Source organism: Solibacillus sp. NPDC093137, assembly GCF_050280445.1.
In the GTDB taxonomy this organism is placed as follows: Bacteria; Bacillota; Bacilli; order Bacillales_A; family Planococcaceae; genus Solibacillus; species Solibacillus isronensis_B.
In genome coordinates, this window is sequence record NZ_JBNNVH010000001.1 from 2,330,438 (window position 1) to 2,348,887 (window position 18,450).

The following is an 18,450-nucleotide window of genomic DNA, read 5'->3' on the forward strand; positions in this document are numbered from 1 at the left end:
TACATGGTTTTCTAATGAAATGGATTCCGCAATATAACGTGAAATTCACGTGCATCATAGCGTTTTAAAAAAAGACGAAAGCCTATTCCAAATAGAAAGTAATGACATAAACATATTAAAACAATCTGATTTCAAGGAAATGACTTATCCCCGTCCAACATAACATTTGAATGGGATTACTTTTTAGGAGGAATAACAAATGATGCACCCGGATACAGAAATTCAATTCGTTAGTGAGGAGGTAGGCGTCGGTGTCTTTGCAACAAAATTAATTCCTAAAGGAACGATTGTCTGGATTAAAGATGACCTTGACCTGATGTTGACAGAGGAATTCATTGAAACCCTTGGTGATTTGCAAAAAGCGGATGTCTATAAATATGCATATTTAGATTCTGACGGCCTTTATGTTCTTCATTGGGATCACGCAAAATACATGAATCACAGTTTCAATCCAAATTGTGTCGATACAGCTTATAATTTTCAAATGGCTGCAAAAGACATTCAACCTGGCGAGCAATTAACATGTGATTACGGCACTTTGGGAGATGATGAGGATTTTGAGTGCATCCCTGAGGAAGGCACATCAAGAACAAAAGTAACGGCAAATGACTACTTAACCTATTATAAAGAATGGGATGAGATAGCACGGGAAACATTCAAACATTTTAATACAGTAGAGCAGCCGTTAAAGTATTTAATCGACAAGCAGTATGTTGATAAAGTGATGGCAGTTGCGAATGGTGAAGCTCCAATAGATTCCATTCTCACGCTATTTATTGATTAATATAGTAGAAACTCCAGAACCCCTTTAAAACATGAAAACCGCACTTATTTAAAGTACGGTTTTCCAATCTTGCATTTAATTATTCAAAATGATTACTCATCAAACTTCATGCCTTTTAATAAATCTGCAAATGCGTTATTAATTGGCTCAACTTCTTTTTCCTGCTGCTTCAAGTATTTTTGTACACTGCGCTTATCAACTTTACCGCCGCCTTCTTTTTTACGGCGTGCTTCAAATGCGGATAATTTTTCACGGTAACCACATTTACATACAAAAATCTGACCATCGCCTTGTCCGTGCAGCTCCAGCTTTTTCTTACATTGCGGGCAACGGGCATTCGTTACGCGTGAGACGTTTTTGCGGTGACCACACTCACGGTCCTGGCATACAAGCATTTTGCCCTTTTTCCCGTTTACTTCAAGCATCGGCTTTCCGCAATCCGGGCAGGTCTTCGTTGAAATATTATCGTGCTTGAACTTTTTATCACTGTTTTTAATATCAGCAACGATTGCTTTTGTGTGTTGTTTCATTTCATTAATGAAGACATCTTTTTTCAGCTTGCCATTAGCAATTTGTTCAAGCTTTTGCTCCCACTGTGCTGTAGTTTCCGGTGATTTCAGTTCATTCGGCACTAAATCAAGCAGCTGGCGGCCTTTTGACGTAATGTGAATGTCTTTTCCGCGCTTTTCAATAAGGAATGAATTGAACAATTTATCGATTATATCAGCACGTGTCGCAACAGTCCCTAACCCTCCAGTTGATTTTAATGTATCGGCAAGAGCTCTATTTTGCGTGTTCATATATTTTGCCGGATTTTCCATCGCTGTCAATATCGTCGCCTCTGTAAAACGTGCTGGCGGTTTCGTTTGTCCTGAAGTTTGGGCTAGTAATGACACGTTTAGCACTTGTCCTTTTTCAAGGCGTGGCAACAGCTGTTCCTTTACATCCTCTGAAGTTTCCTCGTCATCAAAACGATTCGAGTACACTTCTTTCCACCCGGCAGTAATTACCGTTTTACCGCGTGCGATGAACTTCTCTTTCCCGATTTCGGCTTGAACCGTTAATTGCTCAAACTCATGTGCAGGGAAAAGTACCGCAAGGAAACGCTTTACGACTAAATCATAAATTTTGCGCTCTTTATCATTGAAGTTCGCAAAGTTTACATATTCTTCAGTCGGGATAATGGCATGGTGATCCGATACTTTACTATCATCAACAAACGATTTACTTGCTTTAATCGGCTTTGTCAGTACTTTGTTTGCTAAAGTACGATATTCCCCTACAGCACATGCTTTAAGACGCTCAGGCAATGTGCTGACAATATCAGATGATAAATAACGTGAATCCGTACGCGGGTATGTGAGCACTTTATGTGATTCATATAGCTTTTGCATAATATTCAACGTTTCTTTTGCCGAATAGCCAAATAGTTTGTTTGCATCACGTTGCAATTCAGTTAAATCATATAGCCCTGGTGAGAATGTCTTTTTCGGTTTACGTTCAATGTCGATTACTTTCGCATTTTGCTTATCCAGTGTGTTAACGATTCGGTCAATCTTTTCTTTATCAAAACTGCGCGAATTGCCATTTTGATCTTGCCAAGTTAATTTCAGCTCTTTCGTTTGGGCTTCAATCCCATAATACGTTTGAGGTTTAAAATGCTTAATTTCATCTTCGCGGGCCGCAACCATTGCGACAACCGGCGTCTGTACACGACCTGTATTAAGCTGTGCGTTGAATTTCGTCGATAATGCACGACTTGCGTTCAGCCCGATATACCAGTCGGCTTCACTTCGGGCAACAGCTGCATAATATAAGTTTTCATACGCTTTCCCTGGCTTTAAATTCGCAAAGCCTTCTTTAATTGCTTTATCGGTAACAGATGATATCCATAAACGCTTAACCGGTTTATTTACTTTTGCACGTTCAATAATCCAGCGGGCAACAAGCTCCCCTTCACGACCGGCATCTGTTGCAATGATAATTTCATTAACATCATTGCGCGTTAGCTGTGATTTAACCGCATTATATTGTTTGCTTGTCTGCTTGATTGTTGTTAATTTCAGACGTTCCGGCAGCATCGGTAAATCGGCTAAATCCCACTTCTTATATTTCTCGTCGTAGCTTTCCGGATCCGCCAGCGTTACTAAATGTCCTAACGCCCATGTGACGATATATTTGTCTCCTTCTAAAAATCCATTGCCTTTTTTATGACACTTCAGGACATTCGCAATATCGCGTGCAACTGAAGGTTTCTCTGCTAATACTAAGCTTTTAACCATATGTTTCATCCTTTCAAAAATCCTTGTTTTTACTATAGCATACAATTAAAAGAGCAATTAACTGATATCAGCTAATGGCCCCTTCCAATTATAGTTTAAAGTGACTAACTTCTCGCTGCAGCTGTTCAGCTAGTTCAGATAGGGAATAAGCGTTGCTCGAAATTTCTTCTGTTGCCGCGCTCGTGTCGCTTGCACTATCGGCTGTTATTGCTGCAAGGTCTTGAACAGATCTCATGCTTTCTGTTACCGAGCCTGTCATTGCCTGAATTTCTTCTATTGCTGCAGATACAGACTCCACACAATAAACCACTTCTCCAATACCGTTTTCAATATCCCCGAATACACGTAGTGATTCAGATGTTTTTTCCATTCCTTCATCAACCATTGTACCGCCGTCCACAATTGTTTTCGTTGCCTTACTCGATGTCTGTTGAATTTGCTGTACCATACCGCCAATTTCTGTCGCTGAGTTTTTCGATTGCTCCGCTAACTTCCGTACTTCTTCCGCTACAACTGCGAACCCTTTCCCATGCTCTCCTGCACGCGCTGCTTCGATTGCAGCATTTAATGCTAGCAGATTTGTTTGGTCAGCAATGTCTGTAATAATACCTGTAATATTTTGAATGCTGCTCGAATGCTGGGACATTGTATTCATCATTTGTGTAGTATCTTTAAACGTCGTATGAATAGTTTGCATTTGGTCCACAACATTTTGAATCGTTGTCGCTCCTTGATCAATTAAATCTTTGACATCAGTAGTGGCATTCAGCATTTGTTCGTTGTCACCTGAAATCTGATCAACACTTGTACGCAGCTCTTCCATTGAACCAATCGATGCATTCATATGGTGCGCTTGCTCTGTGCTTGTAGTCAACTGATTCTCGGCTGATTTTGCCACCATCTGTGATGAGGCCAAACTTTGTTGCGAGCTTGCCGAAAGTTCTTCAGCATTTGCAGCCACCTGCATAGACGACTCATTTACATTCGAGACAATACTTCGAAGATCTGTCAGCATTTCATTAAAACTTTGCCCCATCATACCCACTTCGTCTTTATTTTTAATTTTCAATGGTTGTATCGATAAGTTTCCTTGAGCAATTTCTTCTAGAGCCTTCGTCACCTGGCCTACTGGTTCAACTTTTTTAGAGATTATGAACAATCATTCGATTTTGTTCAGGTAACTTCAATAAAATAATTACAACAATGATGTTTAAAACTTCAAAATAGGGGGAACAATTAATTATACAGGGATGAAAGCAGTCTAAAAAACATACACGACACGTTAATTCCCATAAACCAATTGATCCATTCAGTTTATTTTAATTATACAAACACCGAGTTATCTAAATGAAATTTAATAAATTCACAAAAATTTACTTATTATTCCGAAAGTAGCTAGTAAAATACTGTTAATTTATTTCCTGATAATCGTACTTTCCCTTCATTTGTACGAAAAATCAAAATTTTCTTCTGTATTTGGAGAATTTTTAGTAGACATTTGGATAATGTTGTTATACAATAAAGTTAATTAAATTGCTTAAGCTGTTTACGATCAATTCACATATTAAAAAAGTGAACGTGTACGCTCCCTTTTTTAATGTGTGAATTTTTTATACATTTAGCAATTCAATTAATTAATTTTTTGGAGGTTTTCTCTCATGCAACAAGGTACAGTAAAATGGTTTAACTCAGAAAAAGGTTTCGGTTTCATCGAAGTTGAAGGCGGTAACGATGTATTCGTACACTTCTCAGCTATCCAAGGCGAAGGTTTCAAAACTTTAGACGAAGGTCAAAAAGTTGAATTCGACGTTGAAGAAGGCAACCGTGGCCCACAAGCTACTAACGTAACAAAACTTTAATTCTAAGGAATTAAGTTCACATAGTTAGTTGCAAGAAGCATACTCTATCGGGTATGCTTCTTTTTATAGTTTCATAACGATAAAAAACAGCTGTTCCGAAACTTAGACTTCGGCACAGCTATTTCTATTTCCAAGCCTATTCATCTTTCGTACGTTTCCTGAATAATTCCCAAACTTCATTTGCCAATTTTGAACTTCAATAATGTTTGTCATCATTTGTTCCTCCTTGGTTTCGTTGTTACCTTTAATTTAAGGGAGAATGGAAATGACAGCATTATTTTGAGGGTGAATTGTCGCAAATTGAAGGTGTTTGGTGTTAAAATTCGATGAATTGCACGGGCTATTTCCCAGGAAATCTATATTCCGACAATTTCTTATAGCTCCGTAAGTTTTGTGCGTGATAATGGTACTTATGATTTGTTTGTACCTTAAAGGGATAAGCTGTAACTGTTGCAGGTCCACGTAAGGATTTCCCTTGCTTTATGTAAATTGACGATATAGGACCGGTGACAGCGGAAAAACCTGAAATGGTGCAATCGCTTCTCTAGTTCACTCAACGTGTGCTCTCAATTAATATAATTATATTATTATTCCCCTTTTTTCCTTCTAGAAACTTACAATATAAGAGAAAGCTATTACTCGGATTCCTCCAAGCAATAGCTTCCCTAAATTTACTTATAAAATTTCCGCTAAACGTTTAATACCCTCTTCAATAATTTCAGGTGTTGCATTTGTATAGTTTAGACGCAGTGTATTAACTGATTCTTTATTCGTATAAAATGGATTCCCCGGCACGAATGCTACTTTTTTCTCCATCGCTTCCGAAAACTTATCAAGCGCATTTACGCCTTCCGGAAGAGTTACCCATACAAACATACCGCCTTCAGGTTTTGTATATTTCACATATGGCGGGAAGTATTTTTCCATTGCAGCCAGCATCGCATCTGCTTGCGTTTTGTAGAGCGCTATAATTTTCTCAACATGCGCTTCATACTCATTCGTCGTTAAATACTGATGCAAAATGTATTGTGCGAAAATGTTTGTATGTAAATCCGTTGCCTGCTTCGCTGTTTCGACATGATTTAGAAGTTCATGATTTTTCGTCAAAATATAACCTAGGCGCATACCCGGTGTAACCGTTTTTGAAAATGAACCTAATACGACACTGTTTGTCATCTTCCCAGCTGCGATATATGGCAAGTGTTCCCCAGTAAAACGAAGCTCACCGTATGGATCATCCTCGATAAAAATGACATCTTGATCTTTTACCGCTTCAAATACTTCTTCACGGCGCTCTTTCGTATACGTTAACCCAGTAGGATTTTGGAAATTCGGAACTGTGTATACCATTTTCACATTCGGCTGTTTTAGTGCATCCTTCAACTGTTCTACATTCAGTCCTTCTGTTTCCAGTGTTACACCATAGAAACTTGGTTCACGTAATGTAAATGCCTGGATCGCTCCTAAATAACCGGGCTCCTCAATAACAACCCCGTCCCCTTTGTTCAGCAGAACTTTGGAAATAAGCTCTAATGCTTGCTGGGATCCTGTCGTAATTAGTACATCATCTGCTTTATAATTTAAGTTCGATTGCTTGTTATTATATTTTTCTGCAATATACTGACGTAGCGGCAAATAACCTTGCGTCGTAGAATATTGAAATACCTTTGCACCATTTGCATTAATCGCATCATTTACCGACTGCTTTAACTCATCAATTGGAAATGAGATTGGATTTGGCAAGCCTCCCGCAAATGAAATGACGTCGTATGCATCCGTTACCTTTAAAATATTTCGGATGAATGATGATGGTGTTTTTAAAATGCTATCAGAATATTGCATAATAGACTCTCTTCCTTTTTGTAATTTTCAAAATTTTATCACTTTTTAAACGAATAAACAATAAGCATGTACCATTTAAGAAGATACATGCTTATTGCTAGTAAGTTAATGACATGAAACTGTCATTCTGAATAATTACCTAAACAGAACTTATGCCAGCTTTCGCTTTCTTCCTACTAATAAATAATATAACGGAATACAGACAAGAATTAGCGGAATCATCGATACGAAGATTGTACGGTATGTTGTATAAGGTTCAATCATCCCTAAAATGAATGGTCCGACACCTAATCCTAAGTCGTACAAAATGAAGTATGTGGATGTTGCTAAGCCAAATCGATGTGGCTCCGTTACTTTAACTGCAATCGTTTGGGCAATGGAATTGAAGTTCCCGTAGCCAAAGCCAATAAGGACAGCTGCAAGTAACAGCATCCAGCCTGCTGATGCCTGACTGAATAGCAACATTCCAATCGCGAAAACGGCAATACATGGATACACAATAATATTCGGACCACGCACATCCATCAATTTCCCGGTAAATGGACGAGAAATAACGACAACCCCCGCATAGGCTAAGAAAAAGTAGCTTGCCGCTTCCACTAAATTGATTTCTCTTGCATAAAACGTAATGAACGTCATAACTCCCGAGTATGCAAAGCCAATTAATAAGGCAATAAATGAAATCGGAAGCGCTTTTGGTTCAATGAATTTTTCCAGAAATGAAAGCTTTTCTTCCTGATTTCCACTTTGTTTATTCGGTTGCGGTAAGGAAATTTTAACAAAGAAATAAGCGATTAGTAATATAAGCGAAAGCGCAGTGTTCATATAAAAAATAACATCAAAGCCATTTTCAAGCTTCAGCATAAACATTCCGACAAATGGCCCTATTGCTGTCGCCAAAATAGCGCTTAAGCTAAAGTATCCAATCCCTTCCCCTTTACGTGATGCGGGTAAAATCATAGCAACAATCGTACCTGTAGCTGTTCCGACCGTTCCGACAGCTATCCCTTGTAATAAGCGGATAATCAATAAATAAACAACGCCCCATTCCATTAAATAAAGTGTTGTTGTTACGAAAAATATAATAAGACCAATTAAAAGCATCTTCTGTGGTCCGATACTGCCGATGAGACGTCCCGCCCCTATCCGACCAATCAATGATCCGATAATAAAAATACTTGAAACAAGTCCTGCTATACTTGTAGAAACTTGATACGTGTCTACTGCATAACTTGAAATGGTCACCATTAGCAGGAAGAATATTAAGATTGCTATAAAATTAATGATCGATACAATGATAAAATCCTTCGTCCAGATTGGCTCTTTTGTTCCCTTCATTCTAGCCCTTCTTTCAATATTTTCTCCATATCAGACAGTGCTTTTTCGAAAAGCTCCTGTTGTTCGTCTGACAGGTTGTTTAATAGCTGATTTTGTAGAAATTTAATTTCCGGGGAAATATTTTTATACAATCTTTCTCCTTTTTCAGTCAAACTTATATATTTTTCCCGTCTGTCATTGCCTTGTTTCATTTGAATAAGCTCTTGTTTCGTCAATGTCTTAACATTTGCGGAAACAGTCGGCTTCTCAACATCCCAATATTTCGCAATCTGGCTCATTGTTGCCTGCTCTTCATTCGCCAAATAATGCATTAAAGACCAGTTGGCATTAGACAGTTCATGCACTGCCAATATATTAGTAAGACGCTGCGTATATCGTTTATGAAAACGGTGCAATTGTAAAAAGAAAGTCATAATTATATTACCTCCCTATTTCTGCTAAAATGGTTAGTTAACCTAACTAATTAAATAAAAATTTGCTTCATTTGTCAATCTTTTTTTACTGGACCAGTTGAATTTGACAAAAATAGAGTGCTAAATTGGTTTGGAAGGCTGATAAATTAGGTTATGCAAATACTCGAAAAAATAGAGAAAGTAATTCCGTTTTATTTGGGAAAATAAATGGAAAATTACCGGTAACCCCTACCTTACTTTGAACTAAAAAACACGCTTTATAGCCTTTAAGACTACAAGCGTGTTTATCCATGCTAAAAGAATATTAATAATAAAATACCAACTAAAAAGCAGTAATACGTGAAGTAATGCAGCTTTCCGTTTTTCATAATACCCATGAACCAGCGCATGGCGAAATATGTCATAAACAATGTCGCAAGGAATGTAACTGTATACGGAAGGGCTAAATCCATTTTGTTTGGCTCATCGAGGAAGTCTGTAAACCCTAAAACGACACCGCCTAAACTCACCGGAATATACAGCATGAATGAGAAACGCAGTGCTGTTTCCTGTTTCATTCCAACAGCGATTGCCGAAATAATTGTCGCACCCGATCGGCTAATCCCCGGTGTTAATGCAACTGCCTGCCCAAAACCTACTAATAAGGCATCCTTTGCTGATAAATCCCCGTCGCGTTTCGTTCCGCGTAAATTACGAATTAACCATAAGGCAATCCCTGTCACGAACAGCATAATCGCGATTGTCGTCATGCTCACACTGTCTGCAATAACATCGCTTAGCAAAACCCCTAAAACACCTGCTGGAATCGAGCCGATAATGACGTAAAGCGCAAAATTAAAGTCTTTACGGTATCGCGCATTACGTGTTTTAATAAACAGTAAAAATCCAGTAATTAACCGAATAATATCTTCACGGTAAATAAACATAATTGCAATCAATGATGCCGTATTCGTTAGGATTGCGAATGTAAAGCCCTGTTCGCCCATTCCCAGAATTTCACTTACAATCATGACATGCCCACTTGATGACACCGGAATCGGTTCAGTTAAACCTTGAACAATACCGATAATAAAATGCTTTAACACTAAAATCAAATCAAAATTTTCCATTTGTATCTCCTAAAAAAGTAGTCCTCTTTGGTTAGACGCATTAAGGCGGCTAAATGTTCACTTCTTTACGATAATACTGTTCTCCGATGTGTGCAAGCGCTTTTGGTAATGTTCCGTCCGTTACTAGAAATAAGTGACGTGTCGCACGTGAAGCAATTGTATACAGTAAATACGCATCCATCTCTTCCCTGTATACATGGGCATTGGCATCCGCTACAAGAACTGTTGTAAACTCAAAGCCTTTCGCCATATAGCCGGGCATGATAAGCAGCCCCTTCATATATACCTTCTGTTCTTCTGTAACGAGCTGAAGCTGTGGAAGAAGCGGTTTTAATTCGTTGTATAATTGTTCGCATGCCAGCTTATTTTTGCATAAAATGACGAAGCTTTCTTCTTCTTTATAATGCAAGCCGACAAGCTGGGCAATTGTTTTGCGCACTGTATTCGTTTCGATAATTTGTGGCTTATCCCCTGATACACCAAGCGACTCGGTTGTCTTGTTGTTTAAAATCGCACTCATAAAATCGGTAATTTCATTTGTCGAGCGATACGATTTATTTAACTCGACTGCTTTAAAGTGCTTGGACAATGGACCTGCAAGTGAGTCCTTCATTTGCGGATGCACGACCTGGTTTTTATCCCCCAGCAATGTGTAATGCGCTTTTGGATGCATTGCTTTAATCGTCAGCAGCTGCAAATACGAATAGTCCTGAATTTCATCAATGACAATATGTTTAATCGTATTATCTGTATACAAGCCTTTTACAACAGCTTGCATATACATGATTGGTGCCAAATCTTCGTAATATAATATGCGTTGTTTCAGCGTTTCAGTCGTTGCAGCCTGAATCATTTGTGTTTTTAAATTATCATTTTGGTATGTTAACGTATGCAGATACATTTTATTTAAATTTACAAACCCTAGCTGATGAATCGCACTTTCAAGTTTGCCGTACCTTTTTTGAAGCTTTTCATTTGCCTGCTGCTCGATTTCCTTATCTGTCCCGATATACGTATTGACTGACTTTAATTCCTTCATCAATACTTTGCGGTCTTTTGTTTTTTCCTGCTCTATTTTTTCCAGCAGTACTGTACGGATTTTTTTCAAGCGGAAATCAATATCCAATGCGCCGAACTTGTCATAAAACAGATCCGTCAGTTTCTTGGCGGAAACGAACAGCTTTCCTTCAACTTTTAAATTATAAAACGGCATGCCGCTCTTCTTTAGACTTTCAATATACTTCAGCAGCTGCTTTACGTATGCATGCGAACCTTTAAATGCATAGTGCTCGCGTTCCTCTTTGCTCGCCTTTTGAAGACGTTCAATATTTTCGTAGCTTGATTCTGCTTTATAATAAGATAACTTTAAATCGCGCAACAAACGGTAATACGTCGTATGTTGAACATTATCCTCACCGAGCTCCGGCAGCACGTTCGAAATGTAGTCATTGAACAAATCGGACGGTGAAATAAGCAGAATACTGCGTGCATTCATTGTTTGGCGGTACTCATACAGTAAATAAGCAATTCGCTGCATCGCAACAGATGTCTTCCCGCTGCCAGGCGGTCCGAGTACGATTAAATTATCTTTATTCGATGAACGAATGACGATATTCTGATCGCTTTGGATCGTTGCGACAATCGATTTCATCTTTTCTTTTGCCGTATCCGACAGCAGACTTTGCAGCACTTCATCGCCTACATATATATCCGCGTCCAACACTTGCAACAGCTCATCGTACTTTACTTTATACTGACGGCGGCCTTGAATCGTAACCGAAATGTATTCTCCGTCCGGAATTTGATAGCGTGCTTTTCCGACTTTATTTTCATAAAAAAGGCTTGAAATTGGTGCACGCCAGTCATAAATCAGCACATCATCCGTTTTTGGTTCGCGGAATGTTGATAAACCAATATATAAATGTTCCCGCTCGCCTTCTTCATTTTCAATTGAAATACGCCCGAAATACGGACTTTTATATAAAATTTGCATTTTGCTTAATTGTTCGCTGGCATTCAGATACTCCCGTTCGCGCAATTGCATCGTTTGCAGCATTTGCGAAAACTGAATGGCACTTTCCCCTGAAACATCGTTAAACTCCGAAGATGCTTGTGAGCGTTCCTCAACAATGTCTCCTTTTTGCTTTTTTAAATAATTGGACTGAATCTTTATTTGTTGTTTTAGAAGAGCACTAATTTCTTTTAAGTGTGTTTCTTCCTGTTGCCATATCGTTTGTTCCACTATTGGTTCGCCTCCAAATGCTCCGGAAGTAAAATCTTCTCTTTACATAAATATTCATGGTACTTCAAAATGACGTTGGATTCAATTGAAACTATTTTCCGTTTCCTCGTCATTACAAAATTTAACAATTCTATTATAGCATCTTCCTAACTTTAAATTATGATGATTAAAGAAATTTATTATACGCCAATTTATATTCATGAATTTTCTGAGGGGTAATGAGGCGTTTGCCGAAGAAATAAAAAAGAAGCTTCCATATATTAATGGAGGCTCCTAATGGTTATTGCATATCAACTGCTTGTTTTGATAATGTTTTTGTCATTTCGCAATATTGAACGAATACTCGTGCAAGTTCGCGCAGGCGGTTGTGCACATCTTCATCGATAATTTTATTTTCTTTATCAAAGTGATCCGCATGTGTGTATACATAGTTTGGTGTAACTAGACAGCGGAAGTAATCAAGAATCGGGCGCAATTGGTTTTCCAATACTAAATGATGCTGGTATGTTCCGCCATTGCCGATAATAGCTGCCGGCTTGTAACGTAACGCTTTTGGTGGAATCATATCGAAGGCATTTTTCAGTACGCCTGGGATCGATGCCTGGAAAATCGGTGATGCGAAAATGTAAGCATCTGCTTCTTCAAATTTTTGTATCATTTTTTTCATATCATCATTTAGCGGACTGCCGTCTAAAATTTGATGCTGTAATTTTGAGAAGTATAAAATCTCTAATTCTAGCGAAGGGTTGAAAGCTTGAATATATTGTTGAACCTGTTCCAAAAGAACGCCGGTTTTACGACCAAAAATGGTTCCATCGACAAGTAATATTTTCATAAATGTTCCTCCATGTAAATCATTGTACTCATATTGTATCAGAATAACATTCCTTTTTAATAGGTAGTTGCTTAGTAAAGTTTAATTTCAGTCTTTCGTCTTACATTGTTATATCGGGAAAGGGATTTCAATAATTTTCCAACTAAAAGTAAGGATTGTTAAGCCTTATTTACCCCGCTCTTCATTTTTCCGACTTCCCTCTACTTCCTCAATATTTACTGGCGGCAATGTGTCTTCCTTGTATTTATCCCAGTTAAAGGTCACTTCTTCTTCTGCTAAAGCTTCTCTCTTTTCAATCATGGGCATTTGCATTTCCAGTAGTTCATCTGATAAGTAAATCGCTACATTTTGCTCTTTCCCGTGAAGTGCAATTACTCTCATTGCCAATGCTATTTGTGTTGCTGGTATGGAATGCATCTTTTTCAGCGGTCCGAATAAAATCGGATTAAGTATCTTTAATACTTTATCGCCAATCGTTTCTCCTAGACGGAATTCTTGGCGATTCCCTGTAATGAGTGATGGACGTACGATTGATAGTCGAGGGAAATCCATTTTAATAAGTTCTGCCTCCAAATTTCCCTTTACCTTACTATAATAAGCAAGTGCCTTTTCATTTGCTCCCATTGCAGAAATAACAATAAAATGGCCGATCCCGCGGTTTTTTGCAATAGCTGCAATCGTTAGCGGATACTCAAAATCGACCTTTTCAAACTGCTGCTTTGAACCCGCTTTTTTCATCGTCGTTCCTAAACAACAAAATACTTCATGAGCAAATTCAATATCCTTGTCGGCAATCTGATCAAATTCACACAGCTTTACAACTAACTTCGGGTGCGTAAAATCAAGCGGTCTTCTCGAAATGACATTGACTGCAGCATACTCCTCACTCTCGCATAGTAACTTCACAAGCGAAGAACCGACCAATCCTGTTGCACCTACGACCAACGCCGAGCGCATCGTTTTCATATGTTTCCTCTTTTCTTTATTTTGATGTATGTATATGTAGAAAACTCTCTCATTCATAATTTCGGCAATTCCACCATATTTTATAGAGATAGTGGAAAGGATGGGATTTACGTGCAAAAAAGAAAAATTATATGGATTATCGAGCATTGTGAGATTAAAGGAACTTATCCTTTTGAGCGTGCAGTAACATTGGCAAATCTGTTGCAGGAAGAAGAGGTCGTTCTCTTTGTGAAAACTGCAAACGAACAGCTTCTTGATAAATTGGCCCAAACAGGCTTAAATATTGTAAAGTTTGAACGTTTTATCGAACTCAAAAAGAAAATTCGTGAATTGGAACCTCATTTAATCATCCATGAAGGCAAAGATACCCAAGTTGAACAAATTGAAATGATTAAACCGTTTTGCCCGACGATTGTTCATTTTGATGATTTTGGCATGGGTGCACAGCTTAGCGACTGTCATATCGTTTCGTTGTTTGGTGAATCCCATGAAGAGACCCATACACATGAGCTTGCCGGCAGCTATGCGTTTGCCGTAACGCCAAATTTAGAAAAAGTCGCATATCAAATCCTTGAAAAACCCGATAGCTCAATTAAAGATTCACTTCCGCATATTGTTGTCGCATTTGAAGATGGGGATAGCAACAACCTGACTTACCGTACTTTACGCCACTTAACCCAACTTCAAATTCCCTTAAAGATTTCAGTTGCGATTGATGATGACTATCATCATGACATCGATAGTCTAAAAATGATGGCGTTAAGCCGGAAAAATACCGTCATCGTTCAAAAACCTGATGCCCTGCTCGAGTTGATGCCGCAAGCAGACTTGATTATTTGCAATGCCAACTATACGCCATATAAAGTGGCAGCAGCGGGAATTCCTTGTATTACAACGGCCCAACAGGATAATGAACTGAATTATGCATTTACACGCGAGATGAACGGCTTTATCCATATCGGGTTAGGTCGAAAAATGAAGCAGTCCATTATTCAAAATGCCGTAATGGAGCTTTTGCTTCATGAGCAGCGCCGTGAACGTGCTGTCCGAAAGCAGCGCAGTCTTGAAATTTTGACAAACAATGATATTCTGAAAAACCTGCTGCTCGATTTAGCTTATGCCCGTCATAATATGGCACATATTTAACTTAAAAAATTAGGCTTTCCCCATCACATAAATGTATGCATTATGTTACAATATGAAAAGATTAATTTCCGAAAATAAAGGAGTAATTAATAATGCAAACAAAAGACCAGCTTCAGCAGGAAATCGCCGAATTAAAGAATGATTACATCAATCTTCAAGGCGATATGGAAAAGCTAGAATCACTTGGCCATGCAGACTCAGTAAAACAAGCGCTCGCACGCCTTGAAAATATGGAAGCACGGCTAGCAGAACTAAACAAACAGCTCGCAGCACTTTAATGTTGCGGGTTTTTTAATGGATAAAATTTTTTATAAACAAGAATCTAGTTGATTGGAGTGTAGGCGGCGAGTGCAACTGCCGGCTCCGCCTTTCGTTGCAGAGCGAAGCGGAGTCAAAGAAGTCACTCAAAGCTTCCTGGGGAAAAAGCGTGACGCCTGAGACGTTCGTGTCAGGCCACGCCCCCGGAAAGCGTCCGCCGAAACGGAAATCAACGTTATTAGTAGGAAACACTAAAACACTCGGAGGATTATATATGGCAATATTAACTGTTGAAAATTTAGGTCATTCATTTGGTGACCGTACGTTATTTAAAGAGGTTTCATTCCGTCTTGTTGAAGGCGATCATATCGGACTTGTTGGTGCAAACGGTGTTGGGAAATCGACATTGATGAGCATCATTACAGGGCAAGCAATTCACGATGAAGGAAAAGTGGAGTGGTTGCCTGGCACACATTACGGTTATTTAGATCAGCATACGGTTTTAACAGCCGGCCGTTCTATGCGTGATGCATTACGTGACGCGTTTGCACCTTTATATAAGAAGGAAGAGCGTTTAAATGAAATTTCAGTTGAGTTAGGCGAACCTGATGCAGATTACGACAGCCTATTGGAAGAAATGTCTGAAATCCAGGATGCATTGGATGCTGGTGACTTCTATAGCCTTGATATGAAAATTGATGAGATCGCTCGTGGCTTAGGATTAGATGCAATTGGTCTAGAGCGCGATGTTGCCGCATTATCTGGTGGTCAGCGTACAAAAGTTTTACTTGCTAAACTTTTACTTGAAAAACCAAAAGTATTATTACTGGATGAGCCGACGAACTATCTTGATGAAGAACATGTTACTTGGCTGAAAAACTATTTAAAAAACTATCCGTATGCATTCCTGTTAATTTCGCATGATACGGAATTTATGAATAATGTTGTTGATGTAATTCTACATTTAGAGTTCACGAAAATGACGCGTTACACTGCGACATATGAAAAGTTTATCGAGCTTGCGGAAATCAATAAGCGCCAACATATAGATGCATATGAAAAACAGCAGGAATTTATTAAGCAGCAGGAAGATTTCATTGCGCGCAACAAAGCACGTTACTCAACAAGCGGCCGTGCAAAATCACGTGCGAAACAGCTGGACCGTATGGAGCGTATCGATCGCCCGGAAACTGCCGTAAAACCGGAGTTCAGCTTTAAAGAAGCGCGTACACCTGGCCGTTATATAGTGGAAGCAGAAAATTTAGTAATTGGCTATGATAAAGAAAAACCATTATTGCCGCCACTTACATTCCAAATCGAACGTGGTGAAAAAATTGCATTAGTCGGCATGAACGGTGTCGGGAAATCGACTTTACTGAAAACAATGTTAGGCAAAGTTCAACCGTTGGACGGTAAAGTGATTTTAGGCGACTATCTGGAGCCGTCATACTTCGAACAAGAAGTAAAAGCAGATAAAATCACACCGATCGATGATGTGTGGAATGCATTCCCTTCTATGGAACAAGCACAAGTTCGTGCAGCATTGGCACGTGCCGGTCTGAAAACAGACCATATTACTCGACCGCTGAATTCTCTTTCTGGTGGTGAGCAGGCTAAAGTACGTCTTTGTAAGCTGATGATGGATCAAACAAACTGGCTGATCTTTGACGAACCTACAAACCACTTGGACGTTGATGCGAAAGAAGAGCTTAAACGCGCCATGAAGGACTTCAAAGGAACAATCGTTCTAGTATCGCATGAGCCGGAGTTCTATGAAGGTTTAGCGACAAAAGTGTGGAACGTGCAAGACTGGTTTACGACTCGTGAAACGAAGGAATTAAACGAATTTAAATAGTTTTTAATGAAGCAGTGCACTCTTTTTTAGGAGTGCGCTGTTTTTTTTTAGTGTGTTAGAAGAATTATGGAAAAAATTTGAAAACCCTATGCAAATTTTAGATTTTTTCGTTAATATATTAGCGCTTCGCAAGGATTTTTTGATATAGCTGAAGAATATATAAATTGTTCGAGCACTTATTTAAAAACTGCCATACTTATTGGAACAAATGCTGTTTTATTGGGTAATCGCAGTCAACCTCTTTATTCGAGAAAAAATTTTTTAATAGTAAGTTCTATATAGAATATTTCAAGAATATATTAAAAAGTCGCGGTCTTTTAGAGCACTCCCACTACATATTAGAATAATTTCCTGTTCAAAACTAACCGCGCCCAGCAGGTCCCCTCCCTCTTCTAGTTTCTACTTTACAAAACTGTAATATTAAATTAGAAACTTTTTATAGTTTTATACGTATAAATTATTAGAAGAATGGGTAAACAGTTAAAGGGAAACATATAATAAACTTATTGCATTATAAATAGCTTACTGGTAAGATATTATTATAAGTAAATGTCTTACAACTAAGCTATCACCAAATTATTGATTATGGGAAAGCGAGGAAATTAATTATGACAGTAACAATCTATACACAATCGAGCTGTTCCTCATCACGAAAAGCATTGAAATGGCTAAACGAAAATAATATTACTTATACTGAAAAAAGAACAACATCTCAATCTTTGACTTTAGCAGAGTTTAAACATATTTTAAGTATGACAGAAGATGGTACGGATGAAATTATTGCGACAAACTCGAATGATTTCAAAAACCTGGACATTGATATTGACCAGTTATCCATTCAAGAACTGTACAACTTAATACAGCAGCATCCTCGTATGTTGCGCAGCCCTATTTTACTTGATGAAAAACGCATTCAGATCGGCTATAACGAAATGGACATTCGTCGTTTCATCCCTCGTAAAGTGCGTGCATTTGAATTAAATGCCCTCCAGAAATTAGCCGTAGAATAGTGATAACATTTGGAGTTGACACTGATGAATGAGCATAAACGCGAGCAGTTAACCGAACTTTTTGAAAAGATGACATCGTTGGAACGCAAAATTGCTAATCAATGGAACAGTCAAAATCAGTTAGGCTTCTCGAAATCACATATTTTAATTTTAGCTTACTTGCATACAGATGGCCCCAAGCGCCCTTCTGCCATTGCAGAAAAGCTGAAAGTGACTACAGGTGGCGTGACGGTTTTGACGACGAAGCTCATTAAGGCGGGGCTCATTGAAAAAACACAAAATGAAACGGATCGCCGCGCTTCGCAAATTCATATTACCGAAGCAGGAATCGAAGTGCTCGAACGCTCTCAACAGCAAGTAGACAATCTTTTCGAAAACCTGTTCGGCATGTTAACAGAAGATGAAATTAAAACTTTAACGGCAATTTTTGATAAATGTACGAAGTTATAGAACACATGAGCAGCATATGCTCATGTGTTCTTTTGTTTGGCTTCTGCTAATCGTGTTTTAC

16 protein-coding genes and 1 pseudogene are annotated in these 18,450 nt (G+C 38.6%); 7 read left to right on the forward strand and 10 right to left on the reverse strand.

Annotated features, from left to right (window positions below; translation table 11 throughout):
• Window positions 1-199: 199 nt before the first annotated feature.
• Window positions 200-784 (forward strand): SET domain-containing protein, encoded by a 585-nt coding sequence (locus tag ACQKN3_RS11650; protein ID WP_251689957.1) that lies wholly within the window; start codon window positions 200-202, stop codon window positions 782-784.
• Window positions 785-876: 92 nt separating this feature from the next.
• Here the strand turns inward: ACQKN3_RS11650 and ACQKN3_RS11655 are convergent, their stop codons facing one another.
• Both ACQKN3_RS11655 and ACQKN3_RS11660 read right to left on the reverse strand, forming a co-directional pair.
• Window positions 877-3,066, reverse strand: coding sequence for a DNA topoisomerase III (locus ACQKN3_RS11655; RefSeq protein WP_427711522.1), 2,190 nt, complete (start codon window positions 3,064-3,066; stop codon window positions 877-879).
• An 88-nt stretch (window positions 3,067-3,154) separates the two neighbouring features.
• A complete protein-coding gene (locus ACQKN3_RS11660) occupies window positions 3,155-4,225 on the reverse strand; it encodes a methyl-accepting chemotaxis protein (protein WP_427711524.1) in 1,071 nt (356 codons plus the stop codon).
• A 499-nt stretch (window positions 4,226-4,724) separates the two neighbouring features.
• Between ACQKN3_RS11660 and ACQKN3_RS11665 the strand changes: the two genes are divergently transcribed.
• Window positions 4,725-4,925 (forward strand): cold-shock protein, encoded by a 201-nt coding sequence (locus ACQKN3_RS11665; protein ID WP_008404655.1) that lies wholly within the window; start codon window positions 4,725-4,727, stop codon window positions 4,923-4,925.
• 431 nt (window positions 4,926-5,356) lie between these two features.
• Here the strand turns inward: ACQKN3_RS11665 and ACQKN3_RS11670 are convergent.
• From ACQKN3_RS11670 to ACQKN3_RS11705, 8 genes and pseudogenes are all read right to left on the reverse strand, one after another.
• A pseudogene (locus tag ACQKN3_RS11670) lies at window positions 5,357-5,485 on the reverse strand (LytTR family DNA-binding domain-containing protein); the annotation flags it as partial.
• A 115-nt stretch (window positions 5,486-5,600) separates the two neighbouring features.
• Window positions 5,601-6,767, reverse strand: a complete 1,167-nt coding sequence (locus ACQKN3_RS11675; protein ID WP_427711527.1) for a PLP-dependent aminotransferase family protein — start codon at window positions 6,765-6,767, stop codon at window positions 5,601-5,603.
• 150 nt (window positions 6,768-6,917) lie between these two features.
• A complete protein-coding gene (locus tag ACQKN3_RS11680) occupies window positions 6,918-8,105 on the reverse strand; it encodes an MFS transporter (RefSeq protein ID WP_251689961.1) in 1,188 nt (395 codons plus the stop codon).
• Window positions 8,102-8,518: a MarR family winged helix-turn-helix transcriptional regulator gene (locus tag ACQKN3_RS11685; RefSeq protein WP_427711529.1), complete on the reverse strand. Its 417-nt coding sequence runs from the start codon at window positions 8,516-8,518 to the stop codon at window positions 8,102-8,104. The genes ACQKN3_RS11680 and ACQKN3_RS11685 overlap by 4 nt, the downstream gene beginning before the upstream one ends.
• Before the next feature lie 293 nt (window positions 8,519-8,811).
• Window positions 8,812-9,627: an undecaprenyl-diphosphate phosphatase gene (locus tag ACQKN3_RS11690; RefSeq protein WP_251689963.1), complete on the reverse strand. Its 816-nt coding sequence runs from the start codon at window positions 9,625-9,627 to the stop codon at window positions 8,812-8,814.
• A gap of 49 nt (window positions 9,628-9,676) precedes the next feature.
• Window positions 9,677-11,869, reverse strand: coding sequence for a HelD family protein (locus tag ACQKN3_RS11695; protein WP_427711531.1), 2,193 nt, complete (start codon window positions 11,867-11,869; stop codon window positions 9,677-9,679).
• A gap of 280 nt (window positions 11,870-12,149) precedes the next feature.
• Window positions 12,150-12,704, reverse strand: coding sequence for an NADPH-dependent FMN reductase (locus tag ACQKN3_RS11700; protein WP_008404666.1), 555 nt, complete (start codon window positions 12,702-12,704; stop codon window positions 12,150-12,152).
• A 165-nt stretch (window positions 12,705-12,869) separates the two neighbouring features.
• The gene (locus ACQKN3_RS11705; protein WP_427711533.1) at window positions 12,870-13,670 is read right to left on the reverse strand and encodes an NAD(P)H-binding protein; all 801 of its coding nucleotides are present in this window, start codon (window positions 13,668-13,670) and stop codon (window positions 12,870-12,872) included.
• A 111-nt stretch (window positions 13,671-13,781) separates the two neighbouring features.
• Between ACQKN3_RS11705 and ACQKN3_RS11710 the strand changes: the two genes are divergently transcribed.
• From ACQKN3_RS11710 to ACQKN3_RS11730, 5 genes are all read left to right on the forward strand, one after another.
• Complete coding sequence (locus tag ACQKN3_RS11710) at window positions 13,782-14,816, forward strand: PseG/SpsG family protein (protein ID WP_427711535.1); 1,035 nt, start codon at window positions 13,782-13,784, stop codon at window positions 14,814-14,816.
• Window positions 14,817-14,908: 92 nt separating this feature from the next.
• Window positions 14,909-15,094: an SE1832 family protein gene (locus tag ACQKN3_RS11715; protein ID WP_251689967.1), complete on the forward strand. Its 186-nt coding sequence runs from the start codon at window positions 14,909-14,911 to the stop codon at window positions 15,092-15,094.
• A 254-nt stretch (window positions 15,095-15,348) separates the two neighbouring features.
• Entirely contained in the window at window positions 15,349-16,929 is a 1,581-nt protein-coding gene (locus ACQKN3_RS11720) for an ABC-F family ATP-binding cassette domain-containing protein (protein WP_427711537.1), read from the forward strand.
• A gap of 608 nt (window positions 16,930-17,537) precedes the next feature.
• Entirely contained in the window at window positions 17,538-17,939 is a 402-nt protein-coding gene (gene spxA / locus ACQKN3_RS11725; protein ID WP_008404676.1) for a transcriptional regulator SpxA, read from the forward strand.
• Window positions 17,940-17,963: 24 nt separating this feature from the next.
• Window positions 17,964-18,389, forward strand: a complete 426-nt coding sequence (locus tag ACQKN3_RS11730; RefSeq protein WP_251689969.1) for a MarR family winged helix-turn-helix transcriptional regulator — start codon at window positions 17,964-17,966, stop codon at window positions 18,387-18,389.
• Window positions 18,390-18,450: the final 61 nt, after the last annotated feature.